At 55.8% G+C, this 15,158-nt stretch carries 13 protein-coding genes; 2 read left to right on the forward strand and 11 right to left on the reverse strand.

From position 1 onward, the window contains the following. Nucleotides 1-6 precede the first annotated feature (6 nt). The 6 genes from Q1B27_RS00215 to Q1B27_RS00240 all read right to left on the reverse strand — a co-directional run bounded on the left by Q1B27_RS00215 (nucleotide 7) and on the right by Q1B27_RS00240 (nucleotide 5,741). Nucleotides 7-1,227, reverse strand: a complete 1,221-nt coding sequence (locus Q1B27_RS00215; protein WP_367181311.1) for a CpaE family protein — start codon at nucleotides 1,225-1,227, stop codon at nucleotides 7-9. Nucleotides 1,228-1,510: 283 nt separating this feature from the next. Next, nucleotides 1,511-2,173 (reverse strand): OmpA family protein, encoded by a 663-nt coding sequence (locus tag Q1B27_RS00220; RefSeq protein WP_299841886.1) that lies wholly within the window; start codon nucleotides 2,171-2,173, stop codon nucleotides 1,511-1,513. A gap of 17 nt (nucleotides 2,174-2,190) precedes the next feature. After that, nucleotides 2,191-3,612, reverse strand: coding sequence for a type II and III secretion system protein family protein (locus Q1B27_RS00225; RefSeq protein ID WP_299841889.1), 1,422 nt, complete (start codon nucleotides 3,610-3,612; stop codon nucleotides 2,191-2,193). 199 nt (nucleotides 3,613-3,811) lie between these two features. Next, the gene (gene cpaB / locus Q1B27_RS00230) at nucleotides 3,812-4,681 is read right to left on the reverse strand and encodes a Flp pilus assembly protein CpaB (RefSeq protein ID WP_299841892.1); all 870 of its coding nucleotides are present in this window, start codon (nucleotides 4,679-4,681) and stop codon (nucleotides 3,812-3,814) included. 510 nt (nucleotides 4,682-5,191) lie between these two features. Further along, complete coding sequence (locus Q1B27_RS00235; RefSeq protein WP_367181312.1) at nucleotides 5,192-5,386, reverse strand: hypothetical protein; 195 nt, start codon at nucleotides 5,384-5,386, stop codon at nucleotides 5,192-5,194. Nucleotides 5,387-5,555: 169 nt separating this feature from the next. Further along, nucleotides 5,556-5,741, reverse strand: coding sequence for a hypothetical protein (locus tag Q1B27_RS00240; RefSeq protein WP_299841895.1), 186 nt, complete (start codon nucleotides 5,739-5,741; stop codon nucleotides 5,556-5,558). Nucleotides 5,742-6,200: 459 nt separating this feature from the next. Here Q1B27_RS00240 and Q1B27_RS00245 point away from each other — a divergent pair, with 459 nt between their 5' ends. Beyond that, nucleotides 6,201-6,914 (forward strand): lytic transglycosylase domain-containing protein, encoded by a 714-nt coding sequence (locus Q1B27_RS00245; protein ID WP_367181313.1) that lies wholly within the window; start codon nucleotides 6,201-6,203, stop codon nucleotides 6,912-6,914. Nucleotides 6,915-6,976: 62 nt separating this feature from the next. Here Q1B27_RS00245 and Q1B27_RS00250 read toward each other — a convergent pair whose 3' ends face one another. The 5 genes from Q1B27_RS00250 to tldD form a co-directional block, all read right to left on the reverse strand. Further along, on the reverse strand, nucleotides 6,977-7,600 hold the full coding sequence (locus Q1B27_RS00250; RefSeq protein ID WP_299841900.1) for a 3-oxoacid CoA-transferase subunit B: 624 nt from the start codon (nucleotides 7,598-7,600) through the stop codon (nucleotides 6,977-6,979). Next, on the reverse strand, nucleotides 7,600-8,304 hold the full coding sequence (locus Q1B27_RS00255) for a CoA transferase subunit A (protein WP_299841903.1): 705 nt from the start codon (nucleotides 8,302-8,304) through the stop codon (nucleotides 7,600-7,602). The genes Q1B27_RS00250 and Q1B27_RS00255 overlap by 1 nt, the downstream gene beginning before the upstream one ends. A gap of 114 nt (nucleotides 8,305-8,418) precedes the next feature. Then, nucleotides 8,419-10,959, reverse strand: a complete 2,541-nt coding sequence (topA, locus tag Q1B27_RS00260; RefSeq protein WP_299841906.1) for a type I DNA topoisomerase — start codon at nucleotides 10,957-10,959, stop codon at nucleotides 8,419-8,421. A gap of 209 nt (nucleotides 10,960-11,168) precedes the next feature. Beyond that, the gene (gene dprA, locus Q1B27_RS00265) at nucleotides 11,169-12,317 is read right to left on the reverse strand and encodes a DNA-processing protein DprA (RefSeq protein WP_299841909.1); all 1,149 of its coding nucleotides are present in this window, start codon (nucleotides 12,315-12,317) and stop codon (nucleotides 11,169-11,171) included. Between the two features lie 293 nt (nucleotides 12,318-12,610). After that, entirely contained in the window at nucleotides 12,611-14,032 is a 1,422-nt protein-coding gene (gene tldD, locus Q1B27_RS00270) for a metalloprotease TldD (protein WP_299841912.1), read from the reverse strand. A 196-nt stretch (nucleotides 14,033-14,228) separates the two neighbouring features. Between tldD and coxB the strand changes: the two genes are divergently transcribed. Beyond that, nucleotides 14,229-15,098: a cytochrome c oxidase subunit II gene (gene coxB / locus Q1B27_RS00275; RefSeq protein WP_299841914.1), complete on the forward strand. Its 870-nt coding sequence runs from the start codon at nucleotides 14,229-14,231 to the stop codon at nucleotides 15,096-15,098. Nucleotides 15,099-15,158: the final 60 nt, after the last annotated feature.

The following is a 15,158-nucleotide window of genomic DNA, read 5'->3' on the forward strand; positions in this document are numbered from 1 at the left end:
ACCTTTTTACGCGGCCTCAGCTTCACTTTTTCCCAATTCATGAAGCGATGCGGCCAACTTTGCGATTTCCTTGCGCAATGGGTTCTTTGCAGCCGAAGATGCCAGCGGCAGACCGTGATCTCCGCTCTGGCTGACGGGACGACCACCATCGGGCAAGTGAATCTCGATGCTGATTTCCAGGCTCTCTCCCATGCGTTTCACGCGCGATTTGCCGCTTAGATCGGTGAATTTCGGGGCGCGATTCACGCAAAAACGCAGTTTTTCCAGGGGCAATTCTTCTGCCCTGAGCGCCCTTTTCAGACGCATCACATTTTGCGCTGAACGCATGTCCAGCTCGAGCGTGGCAAAATAGATTTGCGATGAGGTCAACACCGTTTCGGTCCATTGAACAAGGGTCGATGGCATGTCAACAATCACGTAGTCAAACTTGCTGCGCGCCAGTTCGATTACGCGGCCCACATCCTCCGGGGTGATCATGTCAAGCGGCAGCATGTCAGGCGGTGAAGTCAACACCCACATTTTTTCTTCAAAAGAAACAAGGGCTTGCTTGAGAATATCTTCGTCCATCGTTTCCGTGTCAGACCACATCTCGTAGACGACTTCGCGGCGTGGCAAATCGAGGTATGTCGCAACCGAGCCGAACTGCAAATCCAGGTCAATCAAGCAGACACGCGGGGCGTCGGTCTTGCTGACTGTTGCCAGTTCCCACGCAAGGTTGACGGCAAGGGTTGTCGATCCGGTGCCCCCGGCCATCCCATGTGTGGCTAAAACCACGCCATCGGTGTCAGAGCTTGAGGTATTGAAAGGTGTGTGTTCGGGTTCGGGGACGGGTTCAGGCTTTTGCAGGCGTTCAATCGCCGCCTGTAATTCGTTTTCCGGAAGCGGGTAGGGGACAAACTCGTCGGCACCCTGGCGCAGTAGCTGGTGCAGCGCGGCGGGGCTGACATCTTCGGCAATGAGAATCACTTTAATCTTGCGGGATTTTGCAAGGGTGATGACCTCACCCAGCATCACCAGATCTTCTTCGTCGGTCTCGTCCACGGCAATCGCGACGAATTCGAGCGTTTCAGCTTCAGGTTGGTTGAAAAATGCCAATGCTTCGGCAAAGCCGAGATCGCCCCAGGCTTCACCAAGGGCTTCTTCCATGTCCTCAATCAAAAGATCAAAATTCTGCACGTCCCTACTAATCGTGCATGCAACGATCGGGCTGGGATCAGGTTGTTTCATCGCGCTGCTCGTCATCGTACCAAAAGTCCTATTCCTGTAAGCGCTGCGCGAGGATTTAACGGCGTGTATTTCATCAGTTATCTACCGTTTCCAAAGCACAACGACCCCTTTTTCAACGGGGAACGCAGATGCGTTGTACAGAGATTGGTTTAAAATCTAGGCAACATTTGGGCCAAAAGATCGTAATTGTGCGATTTTGAGATACAAAAAAAACCCGCCAAAGGGCGGGTTTTTCAGGTGGCCCGACACATGTCGGGCAGGGAGATGTCGTATTGTGGCGCGGTTATTCGCCTCCGCCCACAACTGTTTCGTCGTCCTTGACAATCGACAGATCGGTCGCAGGTTTGGCACTGTCGACATACTCTCGGTAGACAACCTGTGCGTATTTTCCGTCCATGACGATCGGATGTGTGCCTACGAAACCGGAAACATCCGTCACGGTCCGGCGATTGCGGCGCTCGCGACCCTGGGTGACGATCAGCGGTTGGGTTTCTCCAAAGGAAACAACCGCCTCAAGCCGTGAACGGCTGATACCCTGTGTTGTCAGATAGGAAACGACCGTCTGGGCACGACGCAGGCCGAGACGTTTGTTATAGGCGTTTGAGCCGACCGCATCGGTGTGCCCGTAGACCCGGAAGCGTACTTCGGGGAATTGGCGAATCCACCGTGCCTGTTCACGCAATGTTGTTTGTGCCGTGGCATCCAGCCGCGCCGAGTTGAAGGCGAAGTTGACGGTGCTCAACACTTCGTTCGAGAACCGGTTTGACAGGTTTTCGACATAGCTTCGTTGCCCCGTCATCACGAGGTGGTTGTTCATGTTGGCATTGCCGAAATTACCGCCATCCAATACTGATCCCGCCTCTGAGAAGTAGGAACGGTATACCTGACCCTGTTGGGAACAGGCGGAAAGTGCGACAAGTCCTGCAGTTGCGATAAGTAGTTTCATGTGCCCCTGCCTTTCTATCATTCCATGACGTAGCCGTAGGAACCGGTGAAGTCCTGCTTTGCAACTTCTCCGACCGAGTTACGGTTCTTGACGTCTTTTGCCACACGGCCGTTCAGGAACAGATCCTTTTCGGTCGGCAATTTTACCCGATCGGTGGGCAGGGCGTAGGCCTCGCCATTGGTCGGGGACACCAGATGTGCGGTGACGATAATGACCAGCTCGGTCTGAGACCGCTGATAATCTGCACTGCGGAACAGCGCGCCAAGAATTGGCACGTCCCCGAGCCAGGGTACCTGGGCGTTGTTGTCGCGGAAATCATCTTGAAGCAATCCTGCGATCGCAAAGCTTTGCCCGTCACGCATTGATACCGTCGACGAGGCGTCCCGGCGGCGGAAAGCAGGAAGTTCCAGACCCGCAACGGTGATACCATTTGTCGGGTCGATCGACGAAACCGCTGCGGCGAGTTCCAGGTTGATTATCCCTTCGTCGACAACACGTGGAACGAAGTTGAGTTCAACGCCGAAAGGCTTAAACTCGATGTCGATTCCATCATCCCCATTATCCACCGGAATGGGCACTTCGCCACCTGCAAGGAATTTTGCTTCCTGACCTGAAAGTGCGGTCAGGTTCGGTTCAGCCAGCGTTCTGACAATCCCTTTATTTTCAAGGGCTTCAATCAAGACACCCAACTGAACAGAGCCAAGATCCAAATTGAGGCCTAGAGCACCCAAAGTGCCCTCTTTGACGGTTGTGCCGTTGACTGTGCCTCCGGCGACACCGTTATTTGCAGGGTTCAAAAACGTACCTGTCTGCGAAACGCCACTAACTCTGCCCGAGGGTGACAGCAAATTCAAAGAAGTGCCCAGTGATTTCGAAACACTGCGCTGCATCTCTGCAAAGCGCACTTTGAGCATAACCTGCTGTTGGCCGGAAACGACCATAAGATTTGAAACCCGTTCTGGCGCATAACGTTCCGCCAGATCAAGGGCACGTTGAAGGCGAGCAACGCTTGAAACACTGCCTGAAAGTACGATGCCATCATTGGCCGAGCGTACTTCGATCTTTTCTTTTGGAAGGACCTGACGCAGACGTTCCTTGAATTCGGAAACGTCGGGGGTAACGTGCACTTCGACATTCGTAATCAGCCGACCGGTTGCATCCAGCAAGGTAAGAGTCGTGCGTCCTGGGGTTTTACCCAGCACATAAATCGTCCTGTCCGAAAGCGTCGAGAAATCAGCGATCGACGGATTGGCGATGCTGAGTTCGGCAAAAGGTGTATCGCTCTCAACGACGACAGCGCGGTTCATCGCGACATTCAGATCGCGCCCGGCGCCTTTCCTTACGACAGTGATGTTTTCTGCCTGCACTGCAACGGCGAATGGCCCAACTGCCACCGCCAGCCCCAATAGGGCAGCTTTAAAGAAGCCTAGATTTTTCATGTGACCTGCCTTTCCGATCACGCCTCATTTTTGGGGTCTTGATGCCCCGGATTGGCTGCACTGTGCTGCAATTCGGATTTTTTTTCAAGAATCAATGGGTTTCGGGGTGATATTATTGTGGCTTGCCTGCAATAGTTTCCAAAATGCAACGGGGCACCGATTGCGCGATGCCCCGTATATTCCTGAGATTTGCTGCAATTTAGTTAGTGCAGGGGATCTCCGAGATGATCGTTTCGCCGCCGCGGCGGGTCTTGATCGTGCAAATTTCCTCTTCGACCGCCGCCTGTTTGACAGGAGCATCCATCAAACCCAGAAGACTGCGCTGATCCACTTCGATGGCTTCTGCAACGGTGTCATCCTCGGCGCCAACCAGCGACAGGGCCAACCGGCCGGTCGTCTGTGCCTGCGCCAAGGCAGCCACCTGCTGCGGGAGAACTGCAACAGTGACGGTGCGGGCGATGATGGCGCCGGTGGTGTCGCCATTGGCAACCTGATCGACGGCAATAAGTCTAACGCCAGTTTCAATCAGTTTCGTTACATCACCAGTTGAATTTCCTTCAGTCCGCGCCCCTTTGCCCGAAATTTTACCAGTCCAGTAGACATCGACGCGGTCACCGGGGCGTAAAAATCCTGAAACACCGCTTGAAACGTCTACCTTGATGGCAAATGCGCGCATCCCGCGTTCCAGCTGAGATGTGAGGCCGGCATCTTCGCCAGGAGCTGTCACTTTCACGGCCAGGATGGCTTCGTTCTTTTCCATCGCACGAATAACTGTACGAGGCTCATCGTTACCCTCAGGGAAAAGAGCCTCCATCGTCTCATAGACACCTTCAGGCAAGGATTGCTTGGGGAAGCTTGTGACCCGAACACTGTCCTCGCGCAGCACTTCACCATATTTCAGCGGCTTGTCCGCTACGTAAATCTCGACAGTTTCGATGGCCGGCATGCGCTGAGCACGCTCGTTTGCCAACTGTGTCTGGTATCCCTGAATATAGTTCTTGGCCATGTAAACGGCAAAACCGGCCAGCCCGAGACCCACAATCAATACCAGTCCAAAAACCAACCTCATGGCTAAGTCCTTTCCAGGTTACTACTTCGTCGCGTTACCAGCTTGGTACACGCATATCGTTTCATATTGCTTTCGAATGTGGCAAAAACTTGGTGGGGTGGTGATTGTTTCGCGACAGAAAACGATGAATTTTGCAATTCGAACAGTTCCGAAAATTTGTCTCAAAGGCAGCTTGTTTCAAAACAAAGTATTGCTTTGTGTTGTTGCTGAGACCGATCGCTAACCATAGCGTTTTAATTTTGACGCTCGCTATGATCCGACTTGAAGCAGCGGTTCAAACCACCAATGCGACGCAATTTTTTGTATCGCGGGCTCTTATGAAAAGATGCGGATTTGCATTTGATGATACAAAAACCGTGCACAACCCGGACATTCGCAGCGTCGTTGATAGCTGGCCGTTTGCGTCCGGGGCGATGCTTTGGCGTTCACCCGCATCGCGCTAGCCGTTTTTCAATGACCGAAGCATTGTAAGCAACGGACATTGAATGGTTTCATCAGCTAAAACGACGGTTACGGAGTACCTGTCTGCGCGCCGCCGACATCGGTTTCGATGGTAGAGGCCAGCGAACTTACACCGCTCAGAACCGAAAGATATCCGGCCAGGGCCAGGCCTATTACCGAGGCTGTTAATACGACCCAGTCCACAGTGACAGCACCGTCTTCTGACTGGGCAAATTTTGCGATTTTATAACGTTTCAGCATCATGAACTCGTCCATTCTACAATTTTGACATTTTGCAATGGCAATGAAACTTCATCTCTGAGTTCAAAGCTGCGCACTTGGCGTCAAGCCGCGTTGCAAGAGCCGGGTAAACAAAAGGCCGCAACTACATGAACTGCGGCCAATTGCATTTTAGAGTTAGGCAGTGCCTAGCTTACGGAGTACCAGTTGTGGTACCGCCAACATCTGTCGAGATGGTGTTCGCCAGCTGGCTTACGCCGCTTTTAACGGTGGTAACACCGGCAACACCCAGGCCAACAACGGCTGCGGTCAGAACGACCCAGTCAACTGTTACGGCGCCGTCTTCGTCTTTCTTGAAGTTTTTGATAAACTTGATCATTTTAGGTCCCTCCAAAGGATCTGTTACTTAGGTTCGCAACCGCTTGAGCAACTCGCTGGGCCGTCTCTCTGTTGGCCCGCTGCCGTTGCGGTATGGAGAGATATAGCCAGCCAAATCAGGCAGGAATTGGGCGGCAATAGTTCCTTTTTTGCACCGCATAGTTTTTTTGCTGAGAAATAATTCAAGTATCTGAAAGTAAACAAATAAAAAAACAAAAAAACACTTTAACGGGAATGCTGCCGGTTAGAATCGGGCACTGTCTGCCGTTTTCCGGTTTCTAAAAAAAAGACAATGCTGGCGGAAAAATCGGACTTTTGCGATACTCGCGCCAACAACAACAAAAAATACTGGCGGGCGAACATGGGCATTTCAAGATTCTTGGTGATCTTAGGGCTGATTGCATATTCAGGGGCGTCTCAGGCCGCTGACCCCCCACCTTTTCCTGAATTCACCTTTAAGATGGGGAAACCTCCCAAAGCAGGGGCGGGCAAGCGCATCACGGTTCAGATCGAACCGCAGGAGGAGGTGCCAGCACCACCTGTACAGGATGCAGCGCCGCAGACCCCTTCAGTATCCTCTCATTATAGCTGGTTCTGGGAAAAGGTATCACCGGACATTGATGTAAACGCCGCGACCCGATTGCGGTCAGCCCTAAAAAGCCTGTCGGCAGGACCCAACGGATCAGGCGTCACCGGTCCGCGGCTGCAATCCATTCAGACGATCGCCAAATCCGAAGGGGCCAACATACTGACGGCCACAATAGGCACCAAAGTCTCCCCCGCACTTGTCCTGGCGATCATTTCAGTCGAGTCAGGCGGCAAGACTGACGCCCTCAGTGGTAAAGGCGCACAAGGGTTGATGCAGCTTATGCCGGATACGGCGAAACGCTTCGGTGTTGCCGATAGCCTCTCAGCGGCGGACAACATCAAAGGCGGTGTCAGCTATCTGAATTGGCTGCTGGAGGAGTTTGACGGCGACGCGATCATGGCCATTGCCGGATATAATGCCGGGGAAAACGCTGTTAAGAAGCACGAAGGCGTGCCGCCCTATGCCGAGACACGTGACTACGTACCCAAAGTGCTTGCTGCGTTTGAAGTGGCGCGGGGGCTATGTAAAACGCGCCCAGAGTTGATCAGCGATGGTTGCGCACTGGAGCTGGCATCTAACTGGTAATGAAAAGAGGGAGGCGCAAATGGCACCTCCCTCAATTTCAGATAAGCGACCGTTTCGACCTCTTAGACGATTTTAGCCTCGGTGGCCGCGATCATGTCGTCGCGTGTGACGTCTGGGGCCAATTCCTGAATATGCAGCCCTTTATGGGTGACATCAAGAACGCCCAGATTGGTGATGATCCGATCAACCACGCCTTGGCCGGTCAATGGCAAGCTGCATTCTTTCAGCAATTTGCTGTCACCATGCTTGTTGGTGTGGTCCATGATCACGATCACACGGCCAACGCCGGCCACTAGATCCATGGCACCGCCCATGCCCTTGACCAGCTTGCCAGGGATCATCCAGTTGGCCAGATCACCCTTCTCGCTGACCTCCATCGCGCCCAGGATCGCCGCCGCAATCTTGCCGCCCCGGATCATGCCAAAACTGGTGGCGCTGTCGAAATAAGAGGTGCGGCGCAATTCCGTGATGGTCTGTTTGCCAGCATTGATCAGATCAGGATCCTCATCACCTTCGAACGGGAACGGGCCCATACCCAGCATGCCGTTCTCCGACTGCAAGGTGATATCCTTGTCGCCCACATAGTTTGCCACCAGCGTCGGGATGCCGATGCCAAGGTTTACATACATGCCGTCTTCAAGCTCCTGCGCGGCCCGTTCGGCCATCTGATTACGATCCCAGGGCATTATGCATCCTCCCGCGTGCGCACGGTGCGCTGTTCGATACGTTTTTCATGTTCGCCTTTGATGATGCGGTGCACATAGATACCGGGCAGGTGGATATGGTCGCCATCCAACGTGCCGGGTTCGACGATCTCTTCGACCTCCATGATACAGATCTTGCCACACATGGCGGCTGGCGGATTAAAGTTGCGCGCGGTCTTGCGGAAGACGGCATTGCCGGTGGTATCGGCCTTCCATGCCTTCACGATCGACAGATCGGCAAAAATCCCGCGCTCAAGGATATAAGTCTCACCGTCGAAGTCTTTGTGTTCCTTGCCCTCGGCAATTACGGTTCCAACGCCGGTCTTGGTATAAAAGCCCGGAATACCGCAGCCGCCAGAGCGCATGCGTTCCGCCAACGTGCCCTGCGGGTTGAATTCCAGCTCCAGTTCACCCGACAGATACTGGCGCATGAACTCGGCATTTTCGCCCACATAAGAGGACATCATTTTTTTGATCTGTTTGGTATCCAGCAATTTGCCCAGACCAAACCCGTCGACGCCGCAATTGTTTGATGCCACGGTCAGGTCTTTCACACCGCTATCGACAATCGCGTCTATCAACAGTTCCGGGATGCCGCACAGACCAAACCCTCCTGCCGCAATGGTCATGCCATCCTGGAGCACACCGTCTAGCGCCTCTGCGGCGCTCCCATAGACCTTTTTCATGGTAACAACCCTCTCCTGCCACGATTGCCACGATATGGGGCGGGCCGAGGGGCAGAGTCAACGTATCCCCGCCCGGAATAGGGCCGGGTAGGGGTTACTACGTATATAAAGGAGTTATTTCCCCGCCGCTGCCTTTTTCTTGGCAGGCGCTTTCTTCTTGGCCGGTGCTTTCTTGCGGCCTTTGCCCTTTTTGGCGGCCTTCTCAGCGATCAGTTCGACGGCCATCTCGATGGTGACATCGGCGGGTTCCACCCCTTTGGGAATTGTCGCATTGACCTTTTCCCATTTGACATAAGGCCCGTACCGGCCATCCATGACATTGATCGCGCCGCCATCTTCAGGATGCTCGCCAAGCTCTTTCAGGGGCTTGGCTGCTGCGCGCCACTGTCCGCGACTGGCAGCCTTTTTTGCCAACTCCTCGACCGCGCGGTTCATACCGATGGTAAAGACCTCGTCGACCTCTTTGAGGTTGGCATAAAGACGTCCATGTTTGACGTAAGGCCCATAGCGCCCGATGCCCGCCTCAATCATCTCGCCATCTTCGGGATGCGGGCCGATTTCGCGCGGCAGGCTCAGCAGGGTCAGCGCCTTTTCAAGATCCATGTCATCCTGCGACCATCCCTTGGGCAGGCTGGCGCGCGGTGGCTTCTTGTTTTCCTCTGTCACTTCGCCACGCTGCACATAAGGGCCAAACCGACCCGAGCGGAGGCTGATCTCGTCCCCCTGATCTTCGCCCAGTACGCGGTCACCGCCTTCTGCGGCATCACCGCCGATCGGTCGGGTGTAGCGGCATTCCGGATAGTTTCCGCAACCGACAAAGCCACCGGATTTCGAGGTTTTTAGATGCAGTTGGCCATTACCACAAAGTGGGCAGACACGCGGATCACTTCCGTCCTCGCGCGCGGGGTAAAGCGTCGGGGCCAACGCCTCGTCCAGAACATTCAGCACTTCGGTGATGCGCAGCTCGGAGGTTTCGGCAATTGCTGCCGAAAAATCCCGCCAGAATTTCGCAAGTGTTTCCTTATAGTCGCCGTCACCGGCGCTGATCACGTCCAGTTCTTCTTCAAGGTTGGCTGTGAATTCGTAACCCACATATTTGCGAAAGAAATTCAGTAGGAAGATCGTAACGATCCGGCCCTTATCCTCGGGGATCAGGCGGTTCTTGTCCTTGCGGACGTATTCACGATCCTGGATGGTGGTGACGATGCTGGCATAGGTCGATGGGCGGCCAATCCCCAACTCTTCCATGCGCTTGACCAGCGTTGCCTCGGTATAGCGCGGCGGCGGCTGGGTGAAATGCTGTTCCGGCGCGACGGACCGTTTCTCGGCCCCTTCACCTTCCATGATCTGCGGCAGGCGCTTGTCATCATCATCCACGACCGCATCGTCGCGGCCTTCTTCGTAGACTTTCATGAATCCTTCAAAAAGCACGACTTGTCCGGTGGCACGCAGGCCCACCTGACCATCAGCGCTTGCAATATCGACGGTGGTCCGTTCCAGACGCGCCGAGGCCATCTGGCAGGCCAGTGTCCGCTTCCAGATCAGATCGTAGAGTTTGCGTTGATCCGCTTCGGTGGTTTTGATCTTGCCAGCATCGCGCGTCATGTCGGTGGGGCGGATGCATTCATGTGCTTCCTGGGCGTTCTTGGCCTTGTTCTTGTACATGCGGGGCGATTTGGAGACATATTCTTCGCCGTAGCGGTCCTTGATCGCATCGCGGGCCGCCATGACCGCCTCCGGCGCCATATCAATACCGTCGGTCCGCATATATGTAATGTACCCCGCCTCATAAAGACGCTGCGCCGCAGACATGGTCTGCCGGGCGCCCATGCCAAATTTGCGGCTGGCCTCCTGCTGCAGTGTCGATGTCATGAACGGTGCTGACGGGTTACGAGCGGCCGGTTTCGCCTCGACCGACTTGACTGTCAGGTCACGGCTTTCGATGGCCTGAACCGCCAGTTCAGCCTGTGTCGCGTTTCCGATATCAAATTTATCAAGCTTCTTGCCTGCCAGCAGGGTTAGCCGCGCCTCGTATTCCTGACCACGCGGGGTGCTCAGGATCGCCTTCACCGACCAGTATTCCTGCGGGTTGAAGGCCTCGATTTCCATCTCGCGCTCGACGATCAGGCGCAGACAGACGGATTGCACGCGGCCAGCGGATTTTGCCCCGGGCAGCTTGCGCCAAAGCACGGGCGACAGATTGAACCCCACCAGGTAGTCAAGCGCACGGCGGGCCAGATAGGCTTCGACCAGCGGCCCATCCACCTCGCGTGGGTTCTGCATCGCTTCGGTCACAGCAGATTTGGTGATGGCGTTGAACACCACGCGGCTGACGGGCGTATCCTTCTTGATCGCCTTGCGTTTACGCAGCGCCTCTTCCAGGTGCCAGCTGATCGCCTCGCCCTCGCGATCCGGGTCCGTTGCCAGGATCAGCGCATTGTCATCTTTTAGGGCGTCGGCGATGGCCTTGACGTGTTTGCGGCTGTCATAGCCGATCTCCCATTTCATGTCGAAATCGTTCTCGGTATCGACCGAGCCATCCTTGGGAGGCAGGTCACGCACATGGCCATACGAGGCCAGAACCGTGTAGTCCGAGCCCAGATATTTGTTGATTGTCTTGGCCTTGGCTGGGGATTCGACAACGACAACAGGCATGGAAATTCCTTTCGACTCGGGACGAGGCTTATGGCGGCGGAACATGTGGGCTGGCAAGAGGAATTGTCAATGCGCCCTTTGGCACCTGACGGGATTTTACGGGTTTGTTCCAATTAGTAGCCTGAGGCAATGTCACCCGGGACAAGCAAATTTATGGGGGTTTTGTGTTGAAAAAACGATTTCGGCATCGGCCTGCGCGGATGCCATACTCAATCGGCAAGCGCCAGCAAGCCACCTGCCTGACGCTTGATGCGCCCTTCCAATTCCAGATCGACCAAGACCGGTGAGACATTGCGGGCGGGGGTCGCCAGATCGCGGATCAGTTGATCTTCGGCAAGCGGGGAGGGGCCAAGCCGGTCAAGAATCTGACTGTGAAGGTCTGCGGTTTCGCCGAGGTCGTGTTTGTCACTGCGCAGGTCTGTTGGTGTTTCCATCGGGAATTCAGCCTGCCGGGCTGTTTCCAGTGCTGGAAGTGCTTCGATTATATCTTCGGCGTTACGGACCAGTCGGGCGCCGTCTCGGATCAGCATGTTACAACCGGCGGCACGCGCATCAAAGGGATGTCCGGGTACCGAAAGCACCTCGCGCCCCTGATCCAGAGCATTCCTTGCCGTAATGAGGCTACCGGATTTCGCGGCTGCTTCGACTACAACAGTCGCTTGCGCGATACCGCTGATAATGCGGTTGCGACGTGGAAAATGCCGCGCCTGCGGGATCAGGCCCATCGGTTGTTCGGCCAAGCGAAGGCCGTTTTCGGCGATATCTTGCGCCAGTTTGGTGTTTTCTGCCGGGTACATCACATCCACGCCGCCGCCCAGCACGGCGATGGTGCCGGAGTCGAGCGCAGCCTGATGTGCGGCCGTATCAATGCCCCGCGCAAGGCCCGAGACGACGACGTAACCGCGCGCACCCAGATCGCCTGCCAGCGCCCGCGCCATGCGCAGCCCCAGAGACGAAGCATTGCGCGCGCCAACCAATGCGATCATCGGCCGGGACAGAATGGAAGGATCGCCAATCGTCCAGATCAATGGCGGTGCATCGGAAATCTCTAACAGGTTTTTGGGATATTCGGCGTCGCCGGCGCAGATAAGATGCGCACCCGCTGCCCTGGCAGCCTTGATTTCAGCAAAGACAACGCCTTCCGGGCAAATCTCGTATTTCTCCACACCAGCGGCACGGGCAACCTCGGGCAATGCCTCAAGCGCCGCCTGGGCGGTGCCATGTTCTTTCAGTAGCCGAAAAAAAGTGGAAGGCCCGACGCGGCGGGAGCGCAATAGACGGAGCCACGATATCCGATCATCTTCCGTGGTGGGTGGGAGTGGGGGGTGAGTGGAAGGATGTTGTAAATCCTCGGTCATCGTAACTCCGCCTGCTTGCAAGACCAGTTGTAAATTCAGTGTGGTTAACGGGGGGTAAACCGATGAAAAAGGTATGGCAGAAAAGAGCAGTTCACGCTGTAAGTATTTATGAATAATAAAGAAAAATCGTGGAATTTTTGAAAGCCTGGGTTCTGACAAGTGTAGCACTTGTCGGCAAACTCGCTATTTCTGGGGAACTCAGCCACGAAAGATTAAGGCATCGCCCTTACCTGTGGCACGCCCGGCTCTGCGAATCTTGTCCGTTGGTTCCGGCGATAGAGCGAATCGGACGCTTAGGTGGCAGAGCCGCCTACGGTCAACCCACCGATCATGACCGTTGGCTGGCCAACCCCGACAGGCACCCATTGACCTTGCTTGCCGCAATTCCCCATGCCGGGATCAAGCGCCATGTCATTTCCAAGTGCGCGGATCTGTTTGAGTGCGGTCGCGCCATCGCCAATCAGAGTGGCACCCTTGACCGGCGCACCAACCTTGCCGTTTTCGACACGGTAAGCCTCGGTACAGGAAAATACGAATTTGCCGTTGGTGATATCGACCTGCCCGCCGCCAAACCCCACCGCATAAATACCATCCTTGAGGTCCGCGACGATATCAGCCGGATCGGTCTCCCCGCCCAGCATGTAGGTGTTTGTCATGCGCGGCATAGGCGCATGGGCATAGCTTTCGCGACGCCCATTGCCGGTAGGGGCGACATTCATCAGGCGGGCATTCTGCCGATCCTGCATGTAGCCGACCAGAACACCGTCTTCGATCAGGACATTCTTGCCCGAAGGTGTACCCTCGTCATCGACGGTGATGCTGCCACGGCGATCGGGGATCGTGCCGTCATCCAGCACGGTCACACCCTTCGCGGCAATCTGCTGACCCATCAGGCCAGCAAAGGCGCTGGAGCCCTTGCGGTTGAAATCGCCCTCCAGCCCATGCCCGATGGCTTCGTGCAGCAGGATGCCTGGCCAACCGGGTCCAAGAACAACGTCCATCACGCCAGCCGGGGCCGGCACGGCATCCAGATTTACAATTGCGATGCGCAATGCTTCGCGCGCCTTGGCCTGCCAGTCGGACGGATCGAGCAAGCCATCAAGGCCGATGCGTCCACCGCCGCTTGCACCGCCCGTTTCGCGACGCCCGTTCTGTTCGACGATGATCGACACGGACACGCGGGTCATCGGGCGGCTGTCGGACACCTCGGTCCCGTCGGGGCGCAGGATCGTCACCTCCTGATGCGACGCGGCGATGGTGGCCGATACCTGCACGACGCGAGGATCGAGGTCACGCGCGAAAGCATCAATCTGGCGCAGCGTTTCCAGCTTGACCGGAAATTCGGCCCCGGCAATCGGATCTGCATCGGTATAAAGCCGCTTGTTGGTGCGGGCAGGGGTATCGGCCAAGGTGCCGCCTCCATCGCCAACCGCAAGGCGCGCCGTTTCAACGGCCCGGGACAGCGCGGCCTCGGAAATCTCGGAGGAATGGGCGTAGCCTGCAACCTCTCCCAGCACCGCGCGCAATCCAAACCCTTCCGATGCGTCATAGCTGGCTGTTTTCACGCGACCGTCGTCAAACACCAATCCTTCGGCACGCTTTCTTTCGACGAAAAGCTCGCCATCATCGGCGCCAATCGTCGCTGCACGGAGGTGCGCCAGCGCCACGTCACGATCAAGCGCGTTATCGAAGGGTCGGAAGGTATTTTCGCTCATGGGGGCCTTTCTGGTGTCGGATTGGGGCAAGTTTTTTGATCTAAATCAAAAAAAGCGTCCGTTTGCCGCAATGGTCTTTCTTGTCTGTCGACCGATAATATGGTTTCTAACGGCGACGAAACAAAGGGATTCCGTGATCCGTTCGGGTTTATCCGTACAGACCAGCCGGAGCCACTTCAACCGATCAGGGTGCAATATGCGATTTACCTCTCATCTGCTGGCCGCACTGGCCGCTTTTTCTGCCCTCCCTGCCAGTGCGCAGGAAAGCCTTGAAATCATTGGCAAACCGGAAAGCGGCGGCGTTGGATTTCAGCCCGCAGTGACCGAGCTGATGCGCGATATTGTGTGGCTCGACAGCATGGTACTGGTCATCATTACGGCGATTTCGCTGTTTGTGACTGCGCTGATGGCCTACGCGATCATCCGCTTCAACCGTCGCGCGAACCCGACCCCGGCGAAATTCACCCACAATTCACCGGTCGAAGTGGCCTGGACGATCATCCCGATCGTGATCCTGGTCTTCATCGGCGCGTTCTCACTGCCGGTTCTGTTCAAGCAGCAGGAAATCCCCGAAGGCGAGATCAACATCAAGGTCACCGGTTACCAATGGTACTGGGGCTATGAATATACCGACCACGAGTTTGGTTTTGAAAGCTTCCTGATAGGCGAAGGCAAAGTGCTGAACGACGAGGTCGTGGCCGAGTTGGAAGCCGCCGGATACACCCGTGACGAGTTTCTGCTGGCCACCGACACTGCCGTCGTCGTGCCGGTGAACAAGGTCGTGGTGATGACAGTAACCGGTGCCGATGTGATCCACAGCTGGACCATCCCCGCCTTTGGTGTGAAACAGGATGCCGTGCCGGGCCGTCTGGCGCAGCTCTGGTTCAAGGCCGAGAAAGAGGGCGTTTATTTCGGCCAATGTTCAGAGCTTTGCGGCAAGGATCACGCCTATATGCCCATCACCGTCAAGGTTGTCAGCGAAGAAGCCTATGACGAATGGCTGCAAGGCGCGATCGACGAATACGCCGGCACACCGCTGGATATCAAGGTGGCCTCGGTCGAGTAACGGCCGCCCCGGGTTCAGAACTCTGCCTGCGCTTTCGGGCGTAGGGCAGGCCTCACCAGC

The organism is uncultured Roseovarius sp., from assembly GCF_947489715.1.
GTDB lineage: Bacteria > Pseudomonadota > Alphaproteobacteria > Rhodobacterales > Rhodobacteraceae > Roseovarius.

What these genes read in the sequence shown, in the direction of transcription:
- Q1B27_RS00220 (WP_299841886.1), bottom strand. Translation starts at nt 2,173, where the DNA reads ATGAAACTACTTATCGCAACTGCAGGACTTGTCGCACTTTCCGCCTGT.
- topA (WP_299841906.1), bottom strand. Translation starts at nt 10,959, where the DNA reads ATGCCTGTTGTCGTTGTCGAATCCCCAGCCAAGGCCAAGACAATCAAC.
- cpaB (WP_299841892.1), bottom strand. Translation starts at nt 4,681, where the DNA reads ATGAGGTTGGTTTTTGGACTGGTATTGATTGTGGGTCTCGGGCTGGCC.
- tldD (WP_299841912.1), bottom strand. Translation starts at nt 14,032, where the DNA reads ATGAGCGAAAATACCTTCCGACCCTTCGATAACGCGCTTGATCGTGAC.
- Q1B27_RS00255 (WP_299841903.1), bottom strand. Translation starts at nt 8,304, where the DNA reads ATGAAAAAGGTCTATGGGAGCGCCGCAGAGGCGCTAGACGGTGTGCTC.
- Q1B27_RS00225 (WP_299841889.1), bottom strand. Translation starts at nt 3,612, where the DNA reads ATGAAAAATCTAGGCTTCTTTAAAGCTGCCCTATTGGGGCTGGCGGTG.
- Q1B27_RS00250 (WP_299841900.1), bottom strand. Translation starts at nt 7,600, where the DNA reads ATGCCCTGGGATCGTAATCAGATGGCCGAACGGGCCGCGCAGGAGCTT.
- Q1B27_RS00215 (WP_367181311.1), bottom strand. Translation starts at nt 1,227, where the DNA reads ATGAAACAACCTGATCCCAGCCCGATCGTTGCATGCACGATTAGTAGG.
- Q1B27_RS00235 (WP_367181312.1), bottom strand. Translation starts at nt 5,386, where the DNA reads ATGATGCTGAAACGTTATAAAATCGCAAAATTTGCCCAGTCAGAAGAC.
- coxB (WP_299841914.1), top strand. Translation starts at nt 14,229, where the DNA reads ATGCGATTTACCTCTCATCTGCTGGCCGCACTGGCCGCTTTTTCTGCC.
- Q1B27_RS00245 (WP_367181313.1), top strand. Translation starts at nt 6,201, where the DNA reads ATGGGGAAACCTCCCAAAGCAGGGGCGGGCAAGCGCATCACGGTTCAG.
- Q1B27_RS00240 (WP_299841895.1), bottom strand. Translation starts at nt 5,741, where the DNA reads ATGATCAAGTTTATCAAAAACTTCAAGAAAGACGAAGACGGCGCCGTA.
- dprA (WP_299841909.1), bottom strand. Translation starts at nt 12,317, where the DNA reads ATGACCGAGGATTTACAACATCCTTCCACTCACCCCCCACTCCCACCC.